Raw genomic sequence first — 21,321 nt, 5'->3', positions numbered from 1 at the left:
CAGGTGCCGTTCTACGAGCGAATCCAGGAGAAATACGCGGACCGGGACGTGATGGTGTTCAACCTCTACGTGCGGGAGCCTCACGCGGGCGAGCGCGGCTTCCCCGATATCCGGAACCACGAGAGCTACGAGCACAAGCTGGGCTACGCCCGCGAGCTGGCCCGCATCAAGAAAATGCAGACCGCCGTCCTGGTGGACGAGATGGACCAGAAGGTCCACGGGATGCTCGGGAACCTGCCCAACTTCGTCTATGTCGTCGGGAAGGACGGCCGGGTCGCCTATAAGGCCACTTGGTCCGACGCGGAAGCGGTGGACGAGTATCTTGCCTGCTTGGTGAACCAGGATCCCGCCTTCGCCGGAAAGCCCAAGATGGAACCCACCATCTTCACCGCCCACGCCGGGACGCAGATCTGAACCCGCAGGGGCGCCTCCTTTTCATGGAGGCGCCCCCAAAGGGCTCCGGATATTCCCCGCCGTGCGGACCTGACGAAACGCACAGTCGGCGGCGGCAGCTTTATGGCTAGCCTCGTTCTCCCCTTTGGATGACCGAATTGGCCAGATCAAGGCAGGCCTTATAATCGTGCCGGCTCCGCGCAACCTCCGCCTGGACGATGGCATTGACCGCTGCTTTCCGTTCCGATTCGCCGGCGATGCCGCTCAGGCTCGCTTTCGCCTCACGAATCCTCTCCCAGCAGCCTGTCCGCTCCGGACCGGCGGCTCCGAAAGTGATGGCCGGAGAGAGAGCTAGCATCACCACCGCGAGGCTGAATAATCTTTTCCGCATGTTTGTGTCTCCTCTTGAAAGTTGTCCGGCGATCCCTTCTGTTCCCTAGGGGCGTCCGCCGCGGTTCATATAGTGATGAACATCGATATCTTACGAGCGATTCCCGTCCATCCCCCGTCGATGCAACCTTCCTGGGTACAGGAAAGTTCTCATGGGGCTGGCGGCCTATGGAGGTTTTGCTGGAATATTTTTTTACTTCCAATGTTCCAGGGATGCCGTTGTGAGTTCCTAGGAAGCCCCGAGCTCTGGCTTCCTTGAAAATTGAATAAGGGGCCGGTAGCGCACCGGCCCCCTAGGGCATAGGAAAGGCCGTGTGGGGCCACACCTCCGCACGGCCTTTCCTTTTGCCCGCTAGAGAGGAGGTGTCGGTTTCCGCGTAAGCAAAGACGCGTGGATCTTGGGGAAATTAAGGATGATATCGAGGGTGAGCCGTGTGGGGCTTCTGCTCCGCACGGATTTTTTTAGGGCAAAAGAGCGCCTTGCAGCCGGCTCTCAGGGCGATTTCAGCCTGTACGGGTTGCTGCCGGAGGAGGAAAAGGGGATGTGGCTGGCTCTGTTGATTCTCGGGAGCGCCTTCGCCGTTTTTTTGGCCGCCTTCCTGTCTGTCAGGTGGGGCGGGCTGGTGCGCAATCCCGAGCGAAGAAATCCTTGGGTTTTCCTCGATCCCGGAGGCGGAGGCTCCTGATGCAGTCTTCGCGCATTCTCCCGCCCCCCGTGTTTTCCCGTGACCCTTTTTCGTGAGAGTTCGCCTGTCCGAAGGATTTTGCCGCGTTCCCTATGGGAATATTTTGTTCACCGCCGCGTTTCCCGTGCGTAACCGTGATTTTCAGGGAAAGCCGCATGGCGGCTTTCCCCAAAATTCAATAGGGGATCGGTGGCGCGCCGATCCCCAGGGCATGGGCAAGGCCGTGTGGGGCCACACCTCCGCACGGCCTTGCCTTTTGTCCGTCAACCAGAGGAGGGTGAATGACAGAGAAACTCTATCGCTAGAAACGGAGTGAAAGGCAAGGCTGGCATGGGTGAGCCGTGTGGGGTTGCCGTCCCGCGCGGTTTTTTTGTCCTCGAAACCGGGAAGCGGAGCGGCGCCGCACGGGCCACTAGGGCAATTCCCGAAATTCAAGCGGAAATACAGGAGGCAACATCCATGCAAATGCGTCGAATCGCCGCAAGTCTCGCCGGGGCAATGCTCGCCGCCCTGCTGCTGGCTCCGCAGGCCGGGGCCGCCGACTTCAAGTACACGGGTCTCTTCCGGATCCGGGGTATCACCACGGAGGACCTGGACCGCAACGAGAATACCCACGATGGCATCCAGGCCTACGACACCACCATCCGCCCCCGCTTCACCGCCACCTCCGAGGGCGGGAGAATCTTCGCCATCTACGAGCTCGACTACAACGACGGATCTCAAGGCGGCGCCAACAATATCTTCGGCGGCAACAACGCCGACGAAAATGTGGGCATCAACCGGTGGGTGATCGACTTCGCCGTGCCGGGCACCACGCTTCGGACGCGGATCGGCCGCACCGACTACACCTCGCCGGACACCGAGATCTTCGACTCTCCGGGCATCCACCGGCAGGACGGCATCGCGCTCTACGGCCGGCTCTTCGGCCCCGTGAGCCTGAGCGCCTTCACCACCAAGATCAACGAGGGTTTCCAGGCGGCCAGCGACGCCGACAACTACTACATCGCGCTCAAGTGGCAGGCGGCCCCCCAGATCGCCATCACCCCCTGGGTCGGCCTCTCGCGCCAGAACGCGAATAACGCGACCGCCACCACCGGTTACGAGATGTACTATCTTGCCCTGCACGGCCAAGCCAAGATTGGCATCCTGGACGTCGACATCACGGGCATCTATGAGACGGGCGACGCGGCCCAACCCACCTCGGCCGCACGCGCCGCGGGGGCCCGCGACATCGACATCGAGGCGTACGGCTTGCTGCTTCGCAGCTGGCTGACCTTCGGCAAGGCGAAGGTCGGGTTCAACTTCACCTATTTGTCGGGGGACGACGATACGATCGTCTCCGGCTCGGGCAGCACCGCACAGCAGCCGGACCGCGAGCTGAGCCGTTTCGTCTTCCCGGCCTCCTCGGGCTGGCTCGAGGGGCCGAGCATCTTCACCGGCCGCGAAACCTCCATCTACCCGGCCCGCACCGCGGGCGGCGGCGTGACCAACAACCTCTCGACCCGGACGGGCGTCGGCGTCGCCCCCAACACCCCCGGCATCGCCAGCGGCGACCCGAGGGTGCCGAACGGGCTGATCATGCCCGAGGTTCGCGTGCTCTATCAGGCGACCCCGGTCCTCAGGCTCGATGGGCGGGTTGCCTTCATCCGCTCGGCGGAGAGGGCGACGAGTGTTGCGGGTACGAACTTCGTCAGTGACAAGGACTTCGGCACGGCGATCGAGGTCGGGTTCAAGTGGGACATCTACAAGCAGCTCTACCTGCAGACGTGGGCCTCCTACGTCGTCGCGGGCGACTACGGCCAGACGCGAGGCGGCCCGGACAAGGACGACTCGTGGGGCCTCGTCTATGAGCTGCGCCACACCTGGTAGGCGAAAGAACACGTAATACGGCCCGGGGGGCTCAGGCCCCCCGGGCTTCTTTTTTTTATGATTTCCGCCGGTGTGGCGGATCGTGTGGAGTGGGGTCGCCGGCCGTGGATGAGCGCCAGCGTTTACGTCCGGGATCGCGCTCCTATTTGGAGCTCTCGGCGGAGAACACCTCGCTCTTGGGATAATAGTCCTTCCATCCGAACCAGAACGACTGGGTGCTGGTCAGCTGGGCGAGGCGCCTGCCCTTCATGGGACCCTCGACGGCCGCGCCCGTCAGGCGCTGCCAGCGGGAGCCGGTTTCCTTGTCTCGCATGAAGCGGCAGGAGGCCTCTTCCGCCGGGTCCGGCCCGAAGGTGAGGGTCTTCTCCTCCAGGTGGCGGTCGAAGACCGCTCCGGAGCGGGCCTCCTTGCAATAGGTCACCGCCAGCTCCCGCCCCCCGAAGCGGTCGTTCAGCACCCCGGTCCGGTCCAGCGCCGGGAAAGGATAGGCCTTGGCCCGCCCGTCGAGGACGAGGCCGACGATCCAGGTCTTGGGATGGAGACGGCTGTCGCGGTGCTTCTCGGGGATGATTCCCGTGCGCGCGCTGTAGTAGTAGTCCTCGTAGGGGTCGCGCATCCCGCGGCCGCCGGCCGGCTTCTCCAGAACGAGGGTTTGGGGGTGAAGGCTCCGCCATTCCGACCAAGTCATCATCGCGGCTGGATAGGTCTTCAGGCGCTGCCCGGTGAGCGGCCCCACAACCGCCTCGCCCGTCAGATGGCTCCACAGGGAGCCCGTCTGCCGGTCGTACATGACGAGGACGTTCTTCCAGAGCTTGCCGGAGACGCCGAAGGTCAGCTTCCTATCGTCCAGGGTCCGGTCATACACGATGGCCGTATAACAGAGCGGTCACCACGTGACCGCGATGTCGCGGCCCCGGAGCCTGTCGTTCACGATCTCGTGGGTGCTGAGCAGGGGGACGGAGTAGGCCCGGGCCTCGCCCTCCATCTCGAGGCCGATCACCATCTCGCCGGCCGCCATGAACTTCTGGGCTTCGCGGGCGGGGACGAAACGCGGCGCATCGATGGAGGGGATGGCGTCCCGGGGGAGGACCGTGACGATCTCCTCCGCCGGCGAGGCCCAGGCGGCTTGCGCCCCTCCAATTGCGGCCAGCGTCCCCGCGAGCAGTGACCATGCGGCAAGACGAAGAAACATGGGATAATCCTCTCATCCAGCGGAAATTTTGGGTTCAACGCCTCAATTCCTTGAACAGCGGTTGATTTCGAAACATTCCCCCGCCATCTTGCCGAATATCCCCGCTCCAGGCCGGGGGAATGATTTGGGAAGCGAAATGTTATGCCCAGGGACGAGCACGAAAAGGGACCCAATGGCCGGAAAATCACCGGTCCGCAAAGGAGATTCAGATATTTGCCTTAGAGGTGGCCCCCGTGGGGGGCGGCTTCCCGGGGAGGAGCCCGGCGGCCGTTCCGTGGGGGTTTTGAGCTGGCGGCGGAGGTGAAATGGTCGCGTTTTTGAATTGGGTCGTGTTGTTTGTTTACGGGCTGGCGATGTTCGTCATTTCGCCCACGGCCAGGGGATGGAACCGCGAGGAGCAATTCTTCCAAGGCAGGACTCGGGACAGCCGGGAGACGAGCATCCTGTTCCTCACCTCGAGCGTGCTGATCGGGTGGATCTTCGCGAAGTCCGTTCAGAACGCGGCGGACCTCGGCCAGGCCTACGGCCTGCCGGGCGGGGTCGCCTACGCGGCCTATTGGCTCGCCTTCCCGGTCGCGGGGGTGTTGCTCTACCGCCTGCGCGGACAGGGGTACCGGAGCATCCACGATTTCCTCGAGGACCGGTTCGGGCGGGAGGCGATCTGGCTCTTCTCGCTCATCATCGGTATCCGCCTCTGGAACGAGATATGGAGCAACACCATCGTCGTGGCGCAGTACTTCGGGCCGCACGGGAGCCCGGGTTACTTCGCCGCCACCTGGGCCGCGACGGGGCTGGTCCTGCTGTATGTCCTGAAGGGAGGCGTGAGGAGCAGCATCGTCACGGACGTGGTGCAAATGATGCTCGCCGCGGCCATCCTCGTGATCATCATGGCGGTGATCCTGCCGCAAGGGCGCGTGAGAGAGATGGCTGCCAGCGGCACGTGGACGCTCTCGGGCGGGGTGGACCTGATTCTGGTGGCCCTGCTCCAGGTGTGGAGTTACCCGTTCCATGACCCGGTCATGACTGACCGGGCGTTCATCACGGACCGGAAGGTGATGCTCAAGGCCTTTGCCCTGGCCGGATTTTTCGGCGTCCTTTTCATCTTGCTGTTCAGCTTCGTCGGGATTTACAACAGGGCCGCGGGAATCGGGGGCAACTCCACGCTCGCCACCGCGGCGGCGCTCGGGCTTCCGGTCATGATCATCATGAACCTCATGATGATCACGAGCGCCACGTCCACGATGGATTCCGCCTTCGCTTCCAGCGGAAAGCTCATCTCGGTCGATTTGTTTCCCGGCACGCGCTTGGACAGGATATGCCTCGCCCGCTGGGCGATGGTCGCGCTGGGCATCGTCGGGAACGCCATGGTCCACGCGGGGCCGTCGATTCTCAGCGCGACGACCGTGAGCGGCACGATGGTGATCGGCTTCACCCCTGTCTTTCTTCTGGCCGGCTGGAAGCGGCCGGGGCCTTGGTCCTACTACGTGAGCGTCGGCACTGGTCTAGCGATGGGACTGTCGCTGGCCCTGGGGCTCGTGCCCTACCGGATCGGCCCGGGGAAATACGGGCCGCTGCTCTGGGTGAATCTCGTAGGGGTGGGGCTCTGCTTCGCGGGCTACCTCCTCATGGCTGCCCTGAAGCCATCCCAGGAAGTGAAGGCCGTTCCGCGGGGCTTACCGGCTTCACAGGGCGTCTAGGCGATGGAGAGGGTGACATCGGCCGGTTCGAGAGGAATCCCCCGCCGGCCAGTCTCTTCAGGCGGAAGAATCTCACAACCGGGCCACAGGCCGGAGATGAGGGTTTCGGCGTAGCTTTTGGGCAATCCCTCCCCGGTCATCCTTCCGGACGCCTCCTGGAAATCATAGTCCACCGGGAAGGTCCTGAGCCGCAGTTCGCCGCCGGCGGCCGAGACGAGGAGCGCCCACACGCGCGGGGTCCCGTCGTTCGCGGGCATCCCGATCGCTCCCGCGTTCGCCCACACCTTGCCGTTTTCCGCATGGATGAACGGAAGTCCGCAATGCCCGCCGATGACGACGTCCGCACCCGCCAACTCGATCTCCCGGTGTTTCACGTCCCATTCGGTGGAACGGAAGACGTACCGGGCCGTTTCGGAGCGTGTCCCGTGCACCACGGCGAAGCGGCGGCCCTTGGACGTGAATTCGAGAGACCGGGGCAGGGCGCCCATCCAATGGATGTGCTCTTTCCGGAGACGGGAACGAACGTATGCGTACCAATGCTGCGAAAGAGAATCGCAGACCGACCCCTTCTGGAAGTTGCATCCGCAGTCATCTTTTTCGGCGGCGAGCTGGATTTCGACGTTGCCCGAGATGACATGAGTCCCCCACTCCCGGATGGCCGCGACAGTCTCGTTCGGCTGGGCGCAGTAGGCCACCGTGTCTCCCGTGCAGATCGTCCGGGAGCCCGGTATTCCCAGCGCATCGGCCGTTTCCTTCAGCCGCGAAACCGCCTGATAGTTGCCGTAAGGACCGCCGAAGACGAGGACGGGGAGGGCCATTTCCTGGAGATCGCGGGCATCTATGCTTGAAGAGGAGGTTTGCTCCATCATTCCCGCCCATTGAGTTTGGGTACGGCTTGACCTGTCCGGCGGGCAGAAGCTTAGCGCCGCGAGACGCCCTCTTTCAAGTCATCGAACATGGAGGCGGGCGGAAAATTCCCAGCCGCGCGGCTCCGGTCAGTAGATGGGCCCGGGCGCGAGGGCGCCGAAGATCCATTCCATCAGGCTGGGTTCGCTCGCCGGGAGAAGGGGGAGGAAGGGAGATGCATCCTCGCCGTCTTTCAGCTCCATCGTCACATGTCGCATCCCGCCGATCCGCACCAGGGTCATCGTGGCCACGGGCCGGAAACCCGCCTTTTCAACGGAGCGGCGGGACGGGTGGTTCGTCTCCTCGATTTTGACGACGATGGCCTTGACGCCCTCGCGCGCAAGGCTGTCCGCTATCGCCGAATACGATATCGGGGCGAAGCCGCGCCCCCGGTACGGCGGGGCGGTCACCAAATCCTCCAGGCAGACGATGCCCTCGGGAAGATCGAGCCAGCCTTCGGGAGCCGCCACTGCGGGCGTCCGGCGGCGGAAAATCCAGCCGGCGAAGACGGGGTTCGCGCCATGCCGGACGAGCCAAAGGTCGGCGTCGCCATCGAGCCTCCGCCGCGCTTCGACATAGCCCACGTTCCCCAGCTTCTCAACCAGGGGCAGTTCGCCCACTCCTCCGCGGACGATCTCGAAGCCCGGCGGCAGATCTCCCCGCTTCCACCCGCGTTCAAGATCAAGCCTGTACCAAACATGGCACTCGCGCAGATACGGCAGGCGGCACGCCATCCTTCCCGAGGCCGCCATGGCGCGCCGGAGGGTGCCGGAGAGGCCGTGGCGGCAAACGCTGATTCGCACCAGATCGCGGACGCCCGAGGCGCTTCGAACCATCTTTTTCCCCTTCGGCGAAAGATTCATAAAGGTAAACGCAAGGTAAATCATGCACGATTTCAGACGCTCCTCCTCCCGGGCCATCGCCTGAAATGGCATTCTGGATTGCTTGATATTCAGTTCATGTGATTGGTGGAGAGGGCCATCCGGCATTCACGCACTCCGCCCCAGGGAGGGAAGGGGGGACGGAGGGCGGAAAGGAGGTTACCGCATGATCCTGGTGCGGGGGGAAAGCCGCGGCGGGAGAGGCATTCTCGGTTAATTCATCGACTCTTCTCCGATCTCCGCCAGGACCAGCCGCTCCTGGGCCACCTTGGCGCGGACGGCCAGGACAGGGCAGGGAGCCCGGCGGATCACCTGATCAGTGATGCTGCCGAGGAAGAAGCGGCTCAACCCGCCGCGGCCGTGGGTGGCCATGATAATCAGATCGTAATCGTCCTTTTCCGCCGCGCGGAGGATGCCCCGCAGCGTCTCGTCCCAGACCACCTTCGCCTCGACCTTGGAGCCGCCATTGGCCTTCTCCACGAGGTCCTCGATTCGTGCCTCGAGCTGCAAGCGGGCATCGTCTAGGATTTTCTTCCGGTCGGGAAAATGGACGAAGGGGGTCGTGGGATCGTCGAAAGGCGCGGCGGCTCCGTGGGGGACCGCGGGCAGGAGGAAATCCGTCTCGCGGGCGACATGGAAGACGGTCGTCCGGGCGTCCCACCGCTCGGCGATCTCGATGGCCGCCTGGAGGACGCCCATGGTGTGTTCGGAAAAATCCACCGGAACCAAGATCTTCTTCGGATCATAGATTTTCATGCCGCCGTCTCCGAGAGGGACTGGCAACGCTCATGTCAATCTTATCCTCCTGGCCGTCATAGCCAATCGGGTAAGCTACGATTACATCTTCCAAGGATTTCCCCGAAATCCGCCGGGAAATTAATGAATTTGCGGTATTTGTGGGGCGGATTGGCCGCCTTCCAAAAAAGGCGGACGCCGGGCCGATGTCCTAGCGGGGCGCGGAGCGCCCCTCGTCCCTGGCCGTCCCCTCCACCCCGAGAATCTCCTCGCGGATGGCCATCACGGCGCACGGCGCGCGGCGGATGACCTCCTCCGTCACGCTTCCGCGAAGTACGCGGCTCAGCCCCCTCCGGCCGCGCGTGGCCATGATGATGAGCCCGTAGTCGCCGCCCTCCGCCGCCCGGACGATCTCCTCCGCCGGGTCGCCCCACACCACTTCAGCCTGAGCCTCCGGCCCCGCCTCCCCCCGCCGCATGATCTCCTCGAGGCGCGCCACGATCTGCAGCCGAGCGTCCTCCCGGGCGCGCGCCGGCTCGGCGGGATACTTCAGTGCGTCCGGGGCGCGGATGTCTTCCGGGACCGGGGCGGCGGAGGGGCTCTCTGGATATCCGGGGATGGGCCCCCGGCTCCGGACGGAGAGGAGCCTCCCGAGCGAGTAAGGGCCGCGGATGAACGGGAGATTGCGGTAGCCCTCGTATCCCGCGGCGCGGTCGGGCACGGCGTGGGGCGCCTTCCCCACGTTCAGCACGACCATCTCGGCCTCCCACCGCTTGGCCAGGCGGGAGGCAGCACGGATGAGGCCGACGGCCCGGTCCGACATCTCGACCGGGACGAGAATCTTTCTGGCCCGGTTCATGCCGCCCTCTCATGCCACTGCGTCACGCGGGGCGGCTCATGCAATGTCGGCTTCGGGGGGAGAAGCACGCAAGTAGGTGCGCACCTGCAATCGAAGGCCATCCGCCCATCAGGCGCAAAGGGGGAACGGGCCCCCGCGCCCGATGGGCGGAGGAGGAAAAAGTTCTTGCGGGGGATTCCTTGCCTATTTCGCGGCCCGGCCATCCCCAGCCAGCACCGCCTCGCCGGCCTCCTGCGCCACCTTATCGCGCATGACCAGCACAGGGCAGGGGGCGCGGCGGATGACGTCCTCGGTCACGCTGCCCAGGAACATGCGGCTCAGGCCTCTGCGGCCGTGGGTGGCCATGATGATGAGGTCGTGGCCGCCGTGCTCGGCCGTCCGGAGAATCTCCTCCTCCGGCTCCCCCCACATCACCTCCGCGTGGGCCTTCGGCCCCGCGGCGCCGGCCTGCTGCAGGAGCTGCTCGAGCCGGGACTGCAGGTGAAGGCGGGCGTCCTCGAGCAGCTTGCTGCGGTCGGCGATGCCCATGGCGTAGCCGCCCCTGGGGCCGTCATAGACGCCCATGGCGCGAGGCACGTGGTCGCTTTCCTTGGCGATGTGGAGCACGTGCATCTCGGCGCCCCACCGGCGGGCGATCTCCGCCGCCGCCCGGAGCACGCCGGGGGTGTAGTCGGAGAAATCGGCGGGTATCAGGATTCTCTTCGGCTGATAGATGTTCATGGCCACTCCTCCCTGCGCGCGCAGGAAACTCGGCGACATGCGGCTAACTAAGAATATGGGTGCGCGGAGGGCCGGCGGGCCACCGGGAAGAAGCCCGCCGAACAAAAGCCAAAAAAAAGAGCTTTCGTGCAGTCCGAAAGGAGCTTCCTCGCGCCGAAAGGTTTCGGCCGTTTTTTGTTCGGGGGATGCGGGAAAAACGAGGTTTCCCCCCGGAGCCGCCTCCGCCTATGCTTGGGAGGGAGGTCCGCCTGAGAGCCGGGGAGAGCCCCAATGTCCTACATGAAGGAGACGCTCCAGGAAGGGGAGGAGGTCCTGGCGCAGGGGCGCATGTCATACAAGCCCGTCCTGGCCGGGCTCGCGGCGGCCGAGATCGTCTACCTGGGGGTCTGGATTTTCCTGCGGACCGGCTTCGCGCGGGCCTTGGGTGTCCCCGAGGTGCCGGTGCTCTCCGGGCTCGCGCTGAACCTGGTGCTCATCGTCCCGATTGGCCTCGTGGCCGCGCTCCGGGTCTTCATCGACCGGCTGCGGAACGAGATCGTGGTCACCGACCGGCGCGTCGTCCACCGGCAGGGCATCGTCTCCCGGGTGACCGAGGAGATCGACCGGGGGGCCGTGGAGAGCGTCGTGCTCTCCCAGGGCGTCCTGGGGCGCATCCTCGGCTACGGGGACGTGACCGTGCGGGGCCGGGGCATGGGGGACATCGAGGTGCGCCGTATCGACCGCCCCGTCCAGTTCCGGAACTCCATCCAGGGGAGGTGAGGGCGCCTCCCCTCACGCCACCTCGTAGGCGTCCCGCTTGACCCGCTCCATGTTCATGCCTTCCATGCGGATGAGGCGCGCGTCCTTCTCCCGGTGGGGCGAGTGGAGCTGCCCCGGCGCGTAGGCCACGGCCATGCCCGGCGCGAGGTCGTAGCTCTTGACCGGCGCCGCCTTGCCCGGCCGCCCGTCCGAGGGCTCGGCCACCTTGCGGTACTCCGTCATCCGCGTGACTCCCTCCACCTGGCCGTAGATGGCCCAGGAGGGCCCGTGGTCGTGGGGGCCGCTCCCGGTGCCTCCCTTGTAGGCGTGGGCGAGGACGCAGAAGCCCAGCTCCGGGTCCTCGTAGAGCACCCGCCGGGGGGCGTCCTTCCCGGGCCCGAAGTGCTCCCGCACGAACGATTCATCCTTCAGCAGCCCCTCCAGGCGCTTGCACACCCGGTCGAGCCCGCCCTGGCCCGAATCGTTTTTCAGGATGGCGCGGCACTCCGCCGCGAACGCTTCGAGGCTCTTGTCCATGGGCTCCTCCCCCGACGGCGGCGGAACGGATTTCAGACCGATGGGAGATGGTAGCCGGGAGGGGAGGCGGGGGGCAAGGTATCGCTTCCGAGGTCATTCTGAGCGCAGCGAAAAATTCCGCTTCTTCTTGAAGCAAAAGCAGATTCTTCGATCGCTGCGCTCCCTCAGAATGACGTCTCTCCAACCATCGGCTTCCCCCATCCCACACTCCCTCCCATCTGCGCTATCATCCCCCTCGTGCCCTTTTTCCCCTCTTTTTGAGGAGGTTCCATGCCGCAGCCGGTGGAGGTAGGCCTCATCCTGGCCCTGACGCTGAGGGGCCTGTTCATCGAGGATTTCGGCAAGATGAAGGAAATCGCGCGGGAGGCCGAGCGGCTGGGCTTCGGCTCGCTGTGGCACTGCGACCACTTCATCTCCCTGGACCCGAACGCCTACGGGGCGCAGTCGGGCTTCGGCTCCCAGGCGGGGGGGGAGGGCCCGCCCTCGCGCCCCATGCTGGAGGCCTGGACGGCGCTGACGGCCCTGGCGGGGGCGACGAAGACCATCCGGCTGGGGACGCTGGTCTCCTGCGTGCATTACCGGCCGCCGGCGCTCCTGGCCAAGATCGCGGCCTCGCTCGACGCGGTGAGCGGGGGCCGGGTGGAGCTGGGGCTGGGCGCGGGGTGGGTGGGGACGGAGTACACCGCCTTCGGCTACCCCTTCCCCAAGGCCTCGGTGCGCATCGCCATGCTGGAGGAGGCCATCCAGCTCATCCGGGCCATGTGGAGCCAGCCGAACCCCGCTTACGAGGGGGGCTACTACCAGATCGCCGGGGCGGTCTGCGACCCGAAGCCCCTCCAGAAGCCCATGCCCCCCATCTTCACCGGGGGGGAGGGGGCGAAGCTTCTGGGGGTGGCGGCGCGCCAGGCGGACGGCTACAACTGCCGCTGGTGGCCGCCCGAGCGCTTCCTGGAGCGCCGCCCCATCCTCGAGGCGGAGTGCAAGAAAGCGGGCCGCGACCCGGAGAAGCTCCGGGCCTCCCTCATGGTGATGGTGATTCCTGAAAAGGACCGCGCCAAGGCCCGGGCTGCGCGGGAGAAGCTGAAAGTCATCCCCGAGACGGGAGCCATCTACGGCCCCCCGGAGGAGTGCGTGAAGCGGCTCGCGGCCTACGTGAAGGCGGGGGTGCGGCACCTTCTTCTCACGGTGCCGGACCTGGAGGAGCACCCGGAGCGCCTTGGGCTCCTGGGCGAGGAGGTCCTCCCCGCGCTGAAGGGGATGTAGGGGGGGGGGGGCGCCACCCGGAACGGCGATTCGTAGGGGCGAGGCATGCCTCGCCCCTACGGAGGCGCACCGGCCGCGATGTTTTTCCCTCCCCCAGAGGGGGAGGGCAGGGTGAGGGGAAGGATGCACGTTGTAGGGGCGGTTCGCGAACCGCCCCTACGAAAATCGGGGCGCCGAATCTGTTCATGTAATTTGTTGAAATATTACGTTAAGGATTTGTTTTCATGCCTATTTCCACCGCCGATGAGATTGCTCCCATCCTGGCGGGCGACATCCGCGCGGCGGCCCGGCTCATCACCCGCATCGAGGACGGCGACCCCTCCGTCCGGCCCCTCCTCCAGGCCCTCTATCCGCTCGGCGGCAAGGCCCGGATCGTCGGGGTGACGGGCCCCCCGGGGACGGGGAAGAGCACCCTCGTGGACCAGCTCGTGGCGGCCTACCGCGCCCGGGGCGTGAAGGTGGGGGTGGTGGCGGTGGACCCTTCGAGCCCCTTCACCGGGGGGGCCATCCTGGGGGACCGCATCCGGATGAGCCGCCACTACACCGACGCCGGGGTCTTCATCCGCAGCATGGCCGCCCGGGGCCACCTGGGCGGGCTCGCCCGGGCCACGGGGGAGGCGGCGCTCGTGCTGGACGCCATGGGCTGCGGGATGGTCTTCGTCGAGACGGTCGGGGTGGGCCAGGGGGAGGTGGACGTGGTGCGCATCGCCCATGCGGTGGTGCTGGTCCAGGCGCCGGGGGGCGGGGACGACGTCCAGGCGGCCAAGGCGGGCATCATGGAGATCGGCGACGTTTTCGCGGTGAACAAGGCCAGGCGGGAGGGCTCGGACCGGACGGTGCGGGAGATCGAGGAGATGCTCGACTTGCGCCAGTCCCCGGCCGGGCACCCGGGCGCCGGGGAGGGCTGGCGGCCCCCGGTCCTCAAGACGGAGGCGGCCGAGGGCGAGGGAATCGAGGAGCTGGCGCGGGCCATCGACGCCCGCTGCGCCTTCCTGGAAAAGCACCCGGCCGAGGGGGCTCGGCTCCGCCGGGAGCAGGCGCGGCACCTCTTGACCGAGGTGCTCCGCGACCTGGCGGCGGAGCGGGTGCTGGGAGCGGCCGGCGGGACCGCGCGCTTCGAGGAGCTGCTGGACGCCATCGCCGGCCGGAGGGAGGACCCTTACTCGGTGGCGCTCGGCATCCTGGGGAAGGGCTAGTCCTCGAGGCTTCTCCGCCCCCTCTGGAACGGGCGCTTGCGGAGCTTGGCCTTGATGGGCCGCGTCACCTCTTCCCTGCGGCTGCGGAGGGAGGGGGGCAGGTAGTGCTCGTAGTCCTCCTCCGTCTCTTCGCCCTCTTCTTCCTCGTCCGGGTCTTCCTCCCACTCGTCCTTTTCCTCGAGGTCTTCGTCGCCCTCCTCGGGCTCCTCGTCGTGGAGGGGGCGGCGGGAGGCGCGGACGTGGTCGTTCTCCGGCCAGGAGTTGCGGGGCCGGAGGGGGGCGTGTGCCTTCGGCCGGCCTTTCGCCTCCGCCCGGGCGGGGGAGGCCGCGGAAGGGGAACGGGGCTCGTGTTGGGGGGTGGGCATGATACGCTGGCTCTCCTCGTGAAGGTTCATTCCGGCGCCCCCCGGCGGGAGGGCGGTGAAAGTGTCTAAAAATTTTGCCCGCCGGGAAATGCGGGGACAATCGGGTGTTGACCCCATTATTGGGAGGGGTACGAAATGAGGGAAGGTGCCGGGTTCAGGCTGGTGCTGGTGACGGCGGGGACGGAGGAGGAGGGGGCCCGGATTGCCCGGGCCCTGGTGAAAGAGGGCTTGGCGGCCTGCGCGAACATCGTGCCGCGCATCCGGAGCATCTACCGCTGGAAGGGCGAGGTGCAGGACGAGCCCGAATGCCTCCTCTTCATCAAGACCACGGCCGCCCGCCAGGAGGCCCTCACCGAGCGGGTGGGGGAGCTGCACAGCTACTCGGTGCCCGAGACGATCTCCTTGCCCCTCGACCGGGGGCGGGAAAGTTACCTCGACTGGGTGGCGGCGGCCTGCGGAGGGGGCAGTTGAACCCGCCCCCCCTTTAGGCGGAGGATGGAGGGAGAGGCCGGAGGGACAGCCCCGGAGCAGGACCTTGAACACGCCGCCGACTCAGGTGTCCACCCCCATGCCACAGGAAATGAAGCTGGGAATCCTCACCGGTGGGGGCGACTGCCCCGGCCTCAACTGCGTCATCCGGGCCGTGACCGTCGTGAACGTCAACCGGGGCACCCGGACCATCGGGGTCCGGCGGGGATGGAAGGGCTTCATCGACGGCGACTTCTGCGAGGTCACCCCCCAGATGGTGGCGGGCATCCACTCCATCGGCGGCACCATCCTGGGCAGCTCTCGGGCCAACCCGGCCCGGGATCCCGGGCTCATGGCCCGGCTCAGCCAGACCTGGCACGAGGCCGGGCTCGACGGCCTCATCGCCATCGGGGGCGACGACACCCTGAGCGTGGCCGAGGCCGTCCGCCAGATGGGCCTGAAGGTCATCAGCGTCCCCAAGACCATCGACAACGACATCGGCCGCACGGATTACTCCTTCGGTTTCCACACCGCGGCGAGCGTCATCGTGGACGCCATGGACCGCCTCCGCACCACCGCCGAGGCCCACGACCGGATCATCGTCCTCGAGGTGATGGGGCGGCACTCCGGCTGGCTGGCCACCTACGCCGGGCTGGCGGGCGGGGCCGACCTCATCCTCGTCCCCGAGAAGCCCTTCGACCTCGACGAGGTGGTGTCGGTGCTCCAGAGGCGCTTCGAGCGGGGGCGCTTCTTCGCCTGCGTCGTGGTGGCGGAGGGGGCCAAGCCCAAGGGCTTCGACAAGTTCGTCACGCGCTCCAAGGAGGTGGACGAGTTCGGCCACGTCCAGCTCGGCGGCGTCGGCGAATGGCTTGCGCAAGAGATCAACTCCCGCATGGGCAAGGAGACGCGCGCTGTCATCCTCGGGCACATCCAGCGGGGGGGGTCGCCCGTACCCTTCGACCGGGTGCTCGCCACGCGCCTGGGGGTGCGGGCCGCCGAGCTCGCCCACGAGGGCGTCTGGGGGGTGATGGTGGCGCTGCGCGGGCTCGACATCGTCACCATCCCGCTGCGGGAGGTGAAGGGGCGGGTGAACGAGCTGAGAGAGGACTTCTACCAGGCCGCCCAGCTCTTCTTCGGGTAGGGGGCTGCCACTGGTGGCAGGGGCGGTTTTTGTAGGGGCGGTTCGCGAACCGCCCCTACGGGTGCTGGTGCCCAGCCGTTGTCACAGCAGCGGCAGGTAGGCGCCCAGCTCGTAGTCCGTGACGTGGGCGCGGTAGCGCTCCCACTCGAGCTTCTTGTTCTCGATGAACTTGCCGAAGAGCGGCTCGCCGAAGACCCGGCGCAGCAGCTCGCTCCGCTCGGCCAGCTTGATGGCCTCGTTCAGATCCCCCGGCAGCGCCTGGATGCCCCGCCTCTCCCGCTCGGAGGGGCTCAGCTTGAAGACGTTCTCCTCCACCGGGGGCACCGGCGGGTAGCCCATCTCGATCCCCTCCATGCCGGCCGCGAGAATGCAGGCGAAGGCCAGGTAGGGGTTGCAGGCCGGGTCGGGCGAGCGCAGCTCGAGGCGGGTGTCCTGGGTTCGGCCCTTGCGGTTGCTGGGGATGCGGATGAGGTCGCTGCGGTTCTTGTGGGCCCACGAGAGGTAGACCGGGGCCTCGTAGCCGGGCACGAGGCGCTTGTAGCTGTTCACCCACTGGTTGAGCACCAGGGTGATCTCGGGCACGTGCTTCAGCATGCCGGCGATGAAGGAGAGGCACTGGTCCGAGAGGCCGTCCTTTTTCTTGGCGTCGTAGAAGAGGTTCTCCCGCCCCTGGAAGAGGGAGAGGTGGGTGTGCATGCCGCTCCCGTTCGCGTCGGGGAGGGGCTTGGGCATGAAGGTCGCGTAGACGCCGTGGCGGATCGCCACCTCCTTCACGACGAGGCGGTAGGTCATGGCGTTGTCCGCCATGGTGAGGGCGTCGCCGTAGCGGAGGTCGATCTCGTGCTGGCTCGGCCCCGCCTCGTGATGGCTGTACTCGACGCCGATGCCCATGGCCTCGAGGGTGAGGACGGTGTCGCGGCGCATGTCGCTGGCAACGTCGAGAGGCGTGAGATCGAAGTAGGTGCCCCGGTCGAGCTTCTTGAGGGGCGTCTCGCTGGACTGGAAATAGTAATGCTCGAACTCGAGCCCCACGTAGAAGGTGTAGCCCTTGGCGGCGGCGCCCTCCAGCGTGCGCCGCAGGACGTAGCGGGGCTCCCCGGGGTAGGGCGTGCCGTCGGGCAGGTTGATGTGGCAGAACATGCGGGCCACGGCGCCTCCGTCGCGGGGGCGCCAGGGAAGGACGCAGAAGGTGGTGGGATCGGGGACGGCGAACATGTCGCTTTCCTCGATCCGGGCGAAGCCCTCGATGGCGGAGCCGTCGAAGAGGTGGCCCTCGTACAGCGCCGTCTCGAGCTCCTCGATGGTGATGGCGAAGCTCTTGAGGAAGCCCAGGATGTCGGTGAACCACATGCGGATGAAGCGCACGTCGAGCTCGCGCGCTTGGTTGAGGACGAACTCCTTGTCCCGGTCCTGCAGGCCGTCGGTCACGATGCTCTCCGCCGCGGGGGCGGTCCGGAGTTCCCCGAAAGCGCCAAGCGAGGGGGCCCCTCTCGGGAACCCCCTCGGCTCGGCACGGCGTCCGCCGCTTGAAGCGTCCGCCCCGGATTACCGCACCAGTTGTTCGGCCGGATAGGCCTCCATGCCGTGCTCGGCGAGGTCGAGGCCGCTCAGCTCGGCTTCCGGCTCCACGCGCAGCCCGGTCACGGCCCGCACGATATACCACAGAATCAGGCTCAGGAGAAACGCGAAGACGCCGACGGCCACCACGCCCGTGATCTGCTTGATGAGGAGGGTGAGCCCGCCGCCCCACAGGAGGCCCGCCGCCTTGCCGGGGGCGAATTCGGGGTTCGCCCAGATGCCCACCGCCAGGGTCCCAAAGATGCCGCAGACCAGGTGGACCGAGAGGGCGCCGACCGGGTCGTCGATCTTGATCTTGTCGAAGAAGGGCACCGCGAAGCAGACCAGCACGCCCGCGATGGCGCCGATGACGACCGAGGCCACGGGAGTCACAAAGGCGCAGGGGGCGGTGATGGCCACCAGGCCGGCCAGGGCGCCGTTCACGCACATCGAGAAATCGGCCTTGCCGAACGCATAGCGGGAGGTGATGCTCGAGGTGATGATCGCGGTCGCCGCCGCCATGTTCGTCGTCAGGGCGATGCGGGCGATGTCGGCCGGAACGGCGGCCATGGTGCTGCCCGGGTTGAAGCCGAACCAGCCGAGCCAGAGGATGAGGCCGCCCAGGGCGACGTAGCCCATCTGGTGGCCGGGGATGGGGTTGATCTTGCCGCCGGGGCCGTACTTCCCCATGCGCGGGCCGAGCACGATGATTCCCGCGAGCCCGGCCCAGCCGCCGATCGAGTGCACGACGGTCGAGCCCGCGAAGTCCAGCATGCCCATGGTGCCCAGCCAGCCCCCGCCCCAGATCCAGTGCCCCCCGACGGGGTAGACGATGGCCACGAGGAGGAACGAGAAAAGCATGAAGGCCGCGAAATGGATGCGCTCGGCCACGCAGCCGGAAACGATGGTGGCGGCGGTGCCGGCGAAGACGAGCTGGAAGAAGAACTTGGCGTAGAGAGGTACGCCCGTCCAGTTCAGGGAGGCGAAGATGCCCTTATACGCCTCGCCCATCGCGGGGCTGTTGTCGGCCCCTCCGAGGAACCAGCCCGAGAGGCCGAAGATCGGAGTGCCGTCGCCGAACATGACGGCGAAGCCGACGGCCCAGAAGGCCAGCGAGGAAGCGGCAAAGACGGCGAAGTTCTTGTAGAGGACCGCCACGGCGTTCTTCGCGCGGCAAAGCCCGGTTTCCACCATCGCGAATCCGGCGTTCATCCAGAAGACCAAGAACGCCGTGACCAGAACCCAGACGGTGTCGACCGCGACCCTCAGGTCGCCCGCCGAGGCCTGGAGCGCGTCAAGGGTCTTCTTGAGGGCCGCCGCGTCTTGGGCCCAGGCCGCTCCGGCCAGGCCCACACCGGCCCCCACCGCGGCGAGTTGCAGGGCTCCCCATGAAAATCTGCGCATTGTGCTCCCTCCGATGAAGTCGGCAGGCTGTGGAATGCTGGGTCTCCGCCCCGACCGCCGCGAGGGATGCTAGGGGGAGGATGTTTCGGGCAAATTACGCGAGCATTTCGGCAGGATTAAAAACGGAGGCGTGGGGGAGAGGAGAAGGGGGGGAGAAATCCTCGCCGCCGGGGCCATACCCGGCCCTTGCGCCGCGACCCGGAAGACACCGCATATTTCCGCAGGGGGCGGTCCGCGAACCGCCCCTGCCCACCCCCACAGGCGCGCGGGGGCGGCCGCAGGGACAAGTAAAGTTGTGAGATTTCGCGCTACCCACCATCTCCGGTGAACTTGTAGCCCACGCCCCGTATGGTGGTGATGAAGGTGCGCCCCCCGACCTCGATCTTGGCCCGGATGCGCCGGATGTGGACATCCACCGTCCTGGGCCCGCCGATGTAGTCCACGCCCCACACGAGGTTCAGGAGCTGCTCCCGGTCGAAGACGCGGCCGGGATTGTTCATCAGGTGCTTGAGGAGCTCGAACTCACGGTAGGTGAGGTCGATGAGGTTGCCGTCGAGGCGGATCTCGTAGCGTTCCTCGTCCAGCGCGAGGCCCTGCGCGCGCACGGTGCCCCCGGCATCGGCTCCCGCCGCGGAGGCGGGGCGCTGATCGCACAGATTGCGGACGCGGAAGAGAATCTCCTCCTCGCGGACGGGCTTGACGAGGATATCGTCCGCCTCAAGAGGAGCCGGGAGCTGGGCGAGCCGGCTCGGGTCCACCAGGAGGAGGATGGGAAGGGGCGTCCACTCCCGCAGGTCCTTGACGGAGGGAAGGGCGGGGGCGTCGTCCAGCAGGACGAGGGAGAGGCCCCGGGCGCGCAGCTCCTGGAGGGCCGCGACCTCGTCCTCGACGACCTTGCAGAAGTGGCCTTCCCGCCGGAGCGACCGGCCGAGGGCGTCGGCGAAGCCGTCGTCGGCGGTGAAAATCAACAGCTTGGCCATCCGCGCGGCCTCCGCCAGTCCGGGATGCGCGGGCCGGGGACCCGCGACGGGCGGGAGTATATAGCCTGGGAAGCGTTTTTGGGAAAGGGGCTCAGATGCGGGCGATCTTGTCCGTCATCTCGACCAGGCTGTCGAGGTTGTGCGCCGACATGAACTCATCGCAGTAGGGCAGGGCGGTCCGCATGCCGCGGTCGATGGGCCGGTAGCCGGGGCTCCCGAGCAGCGGGTTGAGCCAGATCAGCCGGTAGCACTTGCGCCGGAGCCGTTCCATCTCCTCGGAGAGCACCTCGGTGTCGCCGCGGTCCCAGCCGTCCGAGATGATGATGACGATGGTGCGGCTGTTCAGGATGGTGCGGCCGTAGTGGAAGTTGAACGTCCGCAGGCAGTTGCCGATCTGGGTGCCGCCGCTCCAGTCGTGCACCTCCTGGGCGAGGCGCCGCAGGGCCTGGCTCACGTCCTTGTGGCGGAGGTAGGGCGTGGCGTCGGTCAGGCGCGTGCTAAACACGAAGGTGCGCAGCGACTTGATCTCGTTCTGCAGGCTGTAGAGGAACTGGATGAGGAACTGGCTGTAGCTGTCCATCGAGCCCGAGACGTCGCAGAGGAGGATGATCTGCGTCTTCTGGATGCGCCGCTTGCGGCGGAAGAGGTTCATCACCTCGCCCCCGGTGCGGATGCTCCGCTTGACGCTCCGCCGCATGTCCACTTCCTGGGCGCGCATGTCGGGCCGCTTGCGCCGGCTGATCTTGGTGGCGAGCTTGGGGACGAGCTTGGCGATGATGCGCCGCAGCTCGGCCACTTGGTCCGCCTCGAAGGTGGAGAAGTCCTTTTGCGCCAGTATCTCGGCCGGGCTGTAGGAGGGGCTGCCCTCCTCCTCATCGCTCGGGTCGCCCGGCTCGGCGCCCGCGTCGGTCTCCTCGTCCGAGGGGAGCCCCGGCTGGTCCTTGCCGTCTCCCTGCTTGTCTCCCTCGTCCGAGGGCTTGCCGCCCTCCTGCGCCGAGCCCTCCTCGCCCTCGTCGCCGAAGGGGGCCTCCATGTCCACCGAGTCGTCCGCCTCGGAGCGGTTCGCCCGTTCGTCGAACCAGTACCGGCGGAAGATGGCGTCGTAGAGCGCCTCCTCTTCCTTGCTACACACGAGATTCGACTTGCCGGCGATATAGAGGTTCTGGAGGTCGGTGATGTCGAGGACGTCGAGGCTGCGGAAGAGGTCGATGATGCGGCCGGAGGTGATCTTCAGCCCCGCCCGGCGCAGCGAGCGGCAGAAGCCGACCACTTCCCCCTGGAGGCCCTTGCCCGGCACCCGGATGCGGCGCTGGGGGAGGGTGCCGCCGACGATGGGGCGCATCA

Annotated in this window: 23 protein-coding genes; 9 read left to right on the top strand and 14 right to left on the bottom strand. The window is 66.7% G+C overall.

Annotation, left to right across the window (positions count from 1 at the left end):
• Positions 1-3: 3 nt before the first annotated feature.
• Complete coding sequence (locus HYZ11_18210; GenBank protein MBI3129546.1) at positions 4-414, top strand: hypothetical protein; 411 nt, start codon at positions 4-6, stop codon at positions 412-414.
• A gap of 106 nt (positions 415-520) precedes the next feature.
• Here the strand turns inward: HYZ11_18210 and HYZ11_18205 are convergent, their stop codons facing one another.
• Positions 521-784, bottom strand: a complete 264-nt coding sequence (locus HYZ11_18205; protein ID MBI3129545.1) for a hypothetical protein — start codon at positions 782-784, stop codon at positions 521-523.
• 412 nt (positions 785-1,196) lie between these two features.
• Between HYZ11_18205 and HYZ11_18200 the strand changes: the two genes are divergently transcribed.
• Both HYZ11_18200 and HYZ11_18195 read left to right on the top strand, forming a co-directional pair.
• Positions 1,197-1,469, top strand: coding sequence for a hypothetical protein (locus HYZ11_18200; protein MBI3129544.1), 273 nt, complete (start codon positions 1,197-1,199; stop codon positions 1,467-1,469).
• A 459-nt stretch (positions 1,470-1,928) separates the two neighbouring features.
• On the top strand, positions 1,929-3,338 hold the full coding sequence (locus HYZ11_18195) for a hypothetical protein (GenBank protein ID MBI3129543.1): 1,410 nt from the start codon (positions 1,929-1,931) through the stop codon (positions 3,336-3,338).
• A 142-nt stretch (positions 3,339-3,480) separates the two neighbouring features.
• Here the strand turns inward: HYZ11_18195 and HYZ11_18190 are convergent, their stop codons facing one another.
• A complete protein-coding gene (locus HYZ11_18190) occupies positions 3,481-4,203 on the bottom strand; it encodes a DUF3179 domain-containing protein (GenBank protein MBI3129542.1) in 723 nt (240 codons plus the stop codon).
• Between the two features lie 21 nt (positions 4,204-4,224).
• On the bottom strand, positions 4,225-4,530 hold the full coding sequence (locus tag HYZ11_18185; GenBank protein MBI3129541.1) for a DUF3179 domain-containing protein: 306 nt from the start codon (positions 4,528-4,530) through the stop codon (positions 4,225-4,227).
• A 305-nt stretch (positions 4,531-4,835) separates the two neighbouring features.
• On the opposite strand from HYZ11_18185, the gene HYZ11_18180 reads away from it, so the two are divergent.
• On the top strand, positions 4,836-6,227 hold the full coding sequence (locus HYZ11_18180; GenBank protein MBI3129540.1) for a sodium:solute symporter: 1,392 nt from the start codon (positions 4,836-4,838) through the stop codon (positions 6,225-6,227).
• Here HYZ11_18180 and HYZ11_18175 read toward each other — a convergent pair.
• The 5 genes from HYZ11_18175 to HYZ11_18155 all read right to left on the bottom strand — a co-directional run bounded on the left by HYZ11_18175 (position 6,224) and on the right by HYZ11_18155 (position 10,328).
• Entirely contained in the window at positions 6,224-7,045 is an 822-nt protein-coding gene (locus tag HYZ11_18175; protein ID MBI3129539.1) for a metallophosphoesterase family protein, read from the bottom strand. The genes HYZ11_18180 and HYZ11_18175 overlap by 4 nt on opposite strands.
• A gap of 177 nt (positions 7,046-7,222) precedes the next feature.
• Complete coding sequence (locus HYZ11_18170) at positions 7,223-7,969, bottom strand: GNAT family N-acetyltransferase (GenBank protein ID MBI3129538.1); 747 nt, start codon at positions 7,967-7,969, stop codon at positions 7,223-7,225.
• Positions 7,970-8,227: 258 nt separating this feature from the next.
• On the bottom strand, positions 8,228-8,770 hold the full coding sequence (locus HYZ11_18165; protein MBI3129537.1) for a universal stress protein: 543 nt from the start codon (positions 8,768-8,770) through the stop codon (positions 8,228-8,230).
• Between the two features lie 190 nt (positions 8,771-8,960).
• Positions 8,961-9,608, bottom strand: coding sequence for a universal stress protein (locus HYZ11_18160; GenBank protein MBI3129536.1), 648 nt, complete (start codon positions 9,606-9,608; stop codon positions 8,961-8,963).
• 183 nt (positions 9,609-9,791) lie between these two features.
• Positions 9,792-10,328: a universal stress protein gene (locus HYZ11_18155; GenBank protein ID MBI3129535.1), complete on the bottom strand. Its 537-nt coding sequence runs from the start codon at positions 10,326-10,328 to the stop codon at positions 9,792-9,794.
• Between the two features lie 270 nt (positions 10,329-10,598).
• Here HYZ11_18155 and HYZ11_18150 point away from each other — a divergent pair, with 270 nt between their 5' ends.
• Positions 10,599-11,087, top strand: a complete 489-nt coding sequence (locus HYZ11_18150; GenBank protein ID MBI3129534.1) for a PH domain-containing protein — start codon at positions 10,599-10,601, stop codon at positions 11,085-11,087.
• A gap of 12 nt (positions 11,088-11,099) precedes the next feature.
• Here HYZ11_18150 and HYZ11_18145 read toward each other — a convergent pair whose 3' ends face one another.
• Entirely contained in the window at positions 11,100-11,603 is a 504-nt protein-coding gene (locus HYZ11_18145; protein MBI3129533.1) for a hypothetical protein, read from the bottom strand.
• A gap of 270 nt (positions 11,604-11,873) precedes the next feature.
• Between HYZ11_18145 and HYZ11_18140 the strand changes: the two genes are divergently transcribed.
• Positions 11,874-12,866 carry an LLM class flavin-dependent oxidoreductase gene (locus HYZ11_18140; protein MBI3129532.1) on the top strand — a complete coding sequence of 331 codons (993 nt, stop codon included), beginning with the start codon at positions 11,874-11,876 and terminating at the stop codon, positions 12,864-12,866.
• A gap of 224 nt (positions 12,867-13,090) precedes the next feature.
• On the top strand, positions 13,091-14,062 hold the full coding sequence (gene meaB / locus HYZ11_18135) for a methylmalonyl Co-A mutase-associated GTPase MeaB (GenBank protein MBI3129531.1): 972 nt from the start codon (positions 13,091-13,093) through the stop codon (positions 14,060-14,062).
• On the opposite strand, the gene HYZ11_18130 is transcribed toward meaB, so the two are convergent.
• Positions 14,059-14,427, bottom strand: a complete 369-nt coding sequence (locus tag HYZ11_18130; GenBank protein MBI3129530.1) for a hypothetical protein — start codon at positions 14,425-14,427, stop codon at positions 14,059-14,061. The two genes, meaB and HYZ11_18130, sit on opposite strands and share 4 nt — an antisense overlap.
• Positions 14,428-14,562: 135 nt before the next feature.
• On the opposite strand from HYZ11_18130, the gene HYZ11_18125 reads away from it, so the two are divergent.
• Entirely contained in the window at positions 14,563-14,898 is a 336-nt protein-coding gene (locus tag HYZ11_18125) for a divalent-cation tolerance protein CutA (GenBank protein ID MBI3129529.1), read from the top strand.
• A 109-nt stretch (positions 14,899-15,007) separates the two neighbouring features.
• Positions 15,008-16,036: an ATP-dependent 6-phosphofructokinase gene (locus HYZ11_18120; protein MBI3129528.1), complete on the top strand. Its 1,029-nt coding sequence runs from the start codon at positions 15,008-15,010 to the stop codon at positions 16,034-16,036.
• Positions 16,037-16,117: 81 nt separating this feature from the next.
• Here HYZ11_18120 and HYZ11_18115 read toward each other — a convergent pair whose 3' ends face one another.
• From HYZ11_18115 to HYZ11_18100, 4 genes are all read right to left on the bottom strand, one after another.
• Entirely contained in the window at positions 16,118-17,452 is a 1,335-nt protein-coding gene (locus HYZ11_18115; protein MBI3129527.1) for a glutamine synthetase, read from the bottom strand.
• Positions 17,453-17,581: 129 nt separating this feature from the next.
• Positions 17,582-18,997, bottom strand: coding sequence for an ammonium transporter (gene amt / locus HYZ11_18110; GenBank protein MBI3129526.1), 1,416 nt, complete (start codon positions 18,995-18,997; stop codon positions 17,582-17,584).
• A gap of 308 nt (positions 18,998-19,305) precedes the next feature.
• On the bottom strand, positions 19,306-19,977 hold the full coding sequence (locus tag HYZ11_18105; protein ID MBI3129525.1) for a response regulator transcription factor: 672 nt from the start codon (positions 19,975-19,977) through the stop codon (positions 19,306-19,308).
• 91 nt (positions 19,978-20,068) lie between these two features.
• Positions 20,069-21,319 carry a VWA domain-containing protein gene (locus HYZ11_18100; protein ID MBI3129524.1) on the bottom strand — a complete coding sequence of 417 codons (1,251 nt, stop codon included), beginning with the start codon at positions 21,317-21,319 and terminating at the stop codon, positions 20,069-20,071.
• Positions 21,320-21,321: the final 2 nt, after the last annotated feature.

Source organism: Candidatus Tectomicrobia bacterium (assembly GCA_016192135.1).
In the GTDB taxonomy this organism is placed as follows: domain Bacteria; phylum UBA8248; class UBA8248; order UBA8248; family UBA8248; genus 2-12-FULL-69-37.
The sequence above is the reverse complement of the archived record's forward strand: the minus strand, read 5'-3'. Positions and strand labels throughout refer to the sequence as shown.

Coding starts and splice junctions, on each gene's coding strand:
- HYZ11_18205 (MBI3129545.1), bottom strand. CDS start 784: ATGCGGAAAAGATTATTCAGCCTCGCGGTGGTGATGCTAGCTCTCTCT.
- HYZ11_18200 (MBI3129544.1), top strand. CDS start 1,197: ATGATATCGAGGGTGAGCCGTGTGGGGCTTCTGCTCCGCACGGATTTT.
- HYZ11_18195 (MBI3129543.1), top strand. CDS start 1,929: ATGCAAATGCGTCGAATCGCCGCAAGTCTCGCCGGGGCAATGCTCGCC.
- HYZ11_18185 (MBI3129541.1), bottom strand. CDS start 4,530: ATGTTTCTTCGTCTTGCCGCATGGTCACTGCTCGCGGGGACGCTGGCC.
- HYZ11_18180 (MBI3129540.1), top strand. CDS start 4,836: ATGGTCGCGTTTTTGAATTGGGTCGTGTTGTTTGTTTACGGGCTGGCG.
- HYZ11_18175 (MBI3129539.1), bottom strand. CDS start 7,045: ATGGCCCTCCCCGTCCTCGTCTTCGGCGGTCCTTACGGCAACTATCAG.
- HYZ11_18170 (MBI3129538.1), bottom strand. CDS start 7,969: ATGGTTCGAAGCGCCTCGGGCGTCCGCGATCTGGTGCGAATCAGCGTT.
- HYZ11_18165 (MBI3129537.1), bottom strand. CDS start 8,770: ATGAAAATCTATGATCCGAAGAAGATCTTGGTTCCGGTGGATTTTTCC.
- HYZ11_18160 (MBI3129536.1), bottom strand. CDS start 9,608: ATGAACCGGGCCAGAAAGATTCTCGTCCCGGTCGAGATGTCGGACCGG.
- HYZ11_18155 (MBI3129535.1), bottom strand. CDS start 10,328: ATGAACATCTATCAGCCGAAGAGAATCCTGATACCCGCCGATTTCTCC.
- HYZ11_18150 (MBI3129534.1), top strand. CDS start 10,599: ATGTCCTACATGAAGGAGACGCTCCAGGAAGGGGAGGAGGTCCTGGCG.
- HYZ11_18145 (MBI3129533.1), bottom strand. CDS start 11,603: ATGGACAAGAGCCTCGAAGCGTTCGCGGCGGAGTGCCGCGCCATCCTG.
- HYZ11_18140 (MBI3129532.1), top strand. CDS start 11,874: ATGCCGCAGCCGGTGGAGGTAGGCCTCATCCTGGCCCTGACGCTGAGG.
- meaB (MBI3129531.1), top strand. CDS start 13,091: ATGCCTATTTCCACCGCCGATGAGATTGCTCCCATCCTGGCGGGCGAC.
- HYZ11_18130 (MBI3129530.1), bottom strand. CDS start 14,427: ATGCCCACCCCCCAACACGAGCCCCGTTCCCCTTCCGCGGCCTCCCCC.
- HYZ11_18125 (MBI3129529.1), top strand. CDS start 14,563: ATGAGGGAAGGTGCCGGGTTCAGGCTGGTGCTGGTGACGGCGGGGACG.
- HYZ11_18120 (MBI3129528.1), top strand. CDS start 15,008: ATGAAGCTGGGAATCCTCACCGGTGGGGGCGACTGCCCCGGCCTCAAC.
- amt (MBI3129526.1), bottom strand. CDS start 18,997: ATGCGCAGATTTTCATGGGGAGCCCTGCAACTCGCCGCGGTGGGGGCC.
- HYZ11_18105 (MBI3129525.1), bottom strand. CDS start 19,977: ATGGCCAAGCTGTTGATTTTCACCGCCGACGACGGCTTCGCCGACGCC.
- HYZ11_18100 (MBI3129524.1), bottom strand. CDS start 21,319: ATGCGCCCCATCGTCGGCGGCACCCTCCCCCAGCGCCGCATCCGGGTG.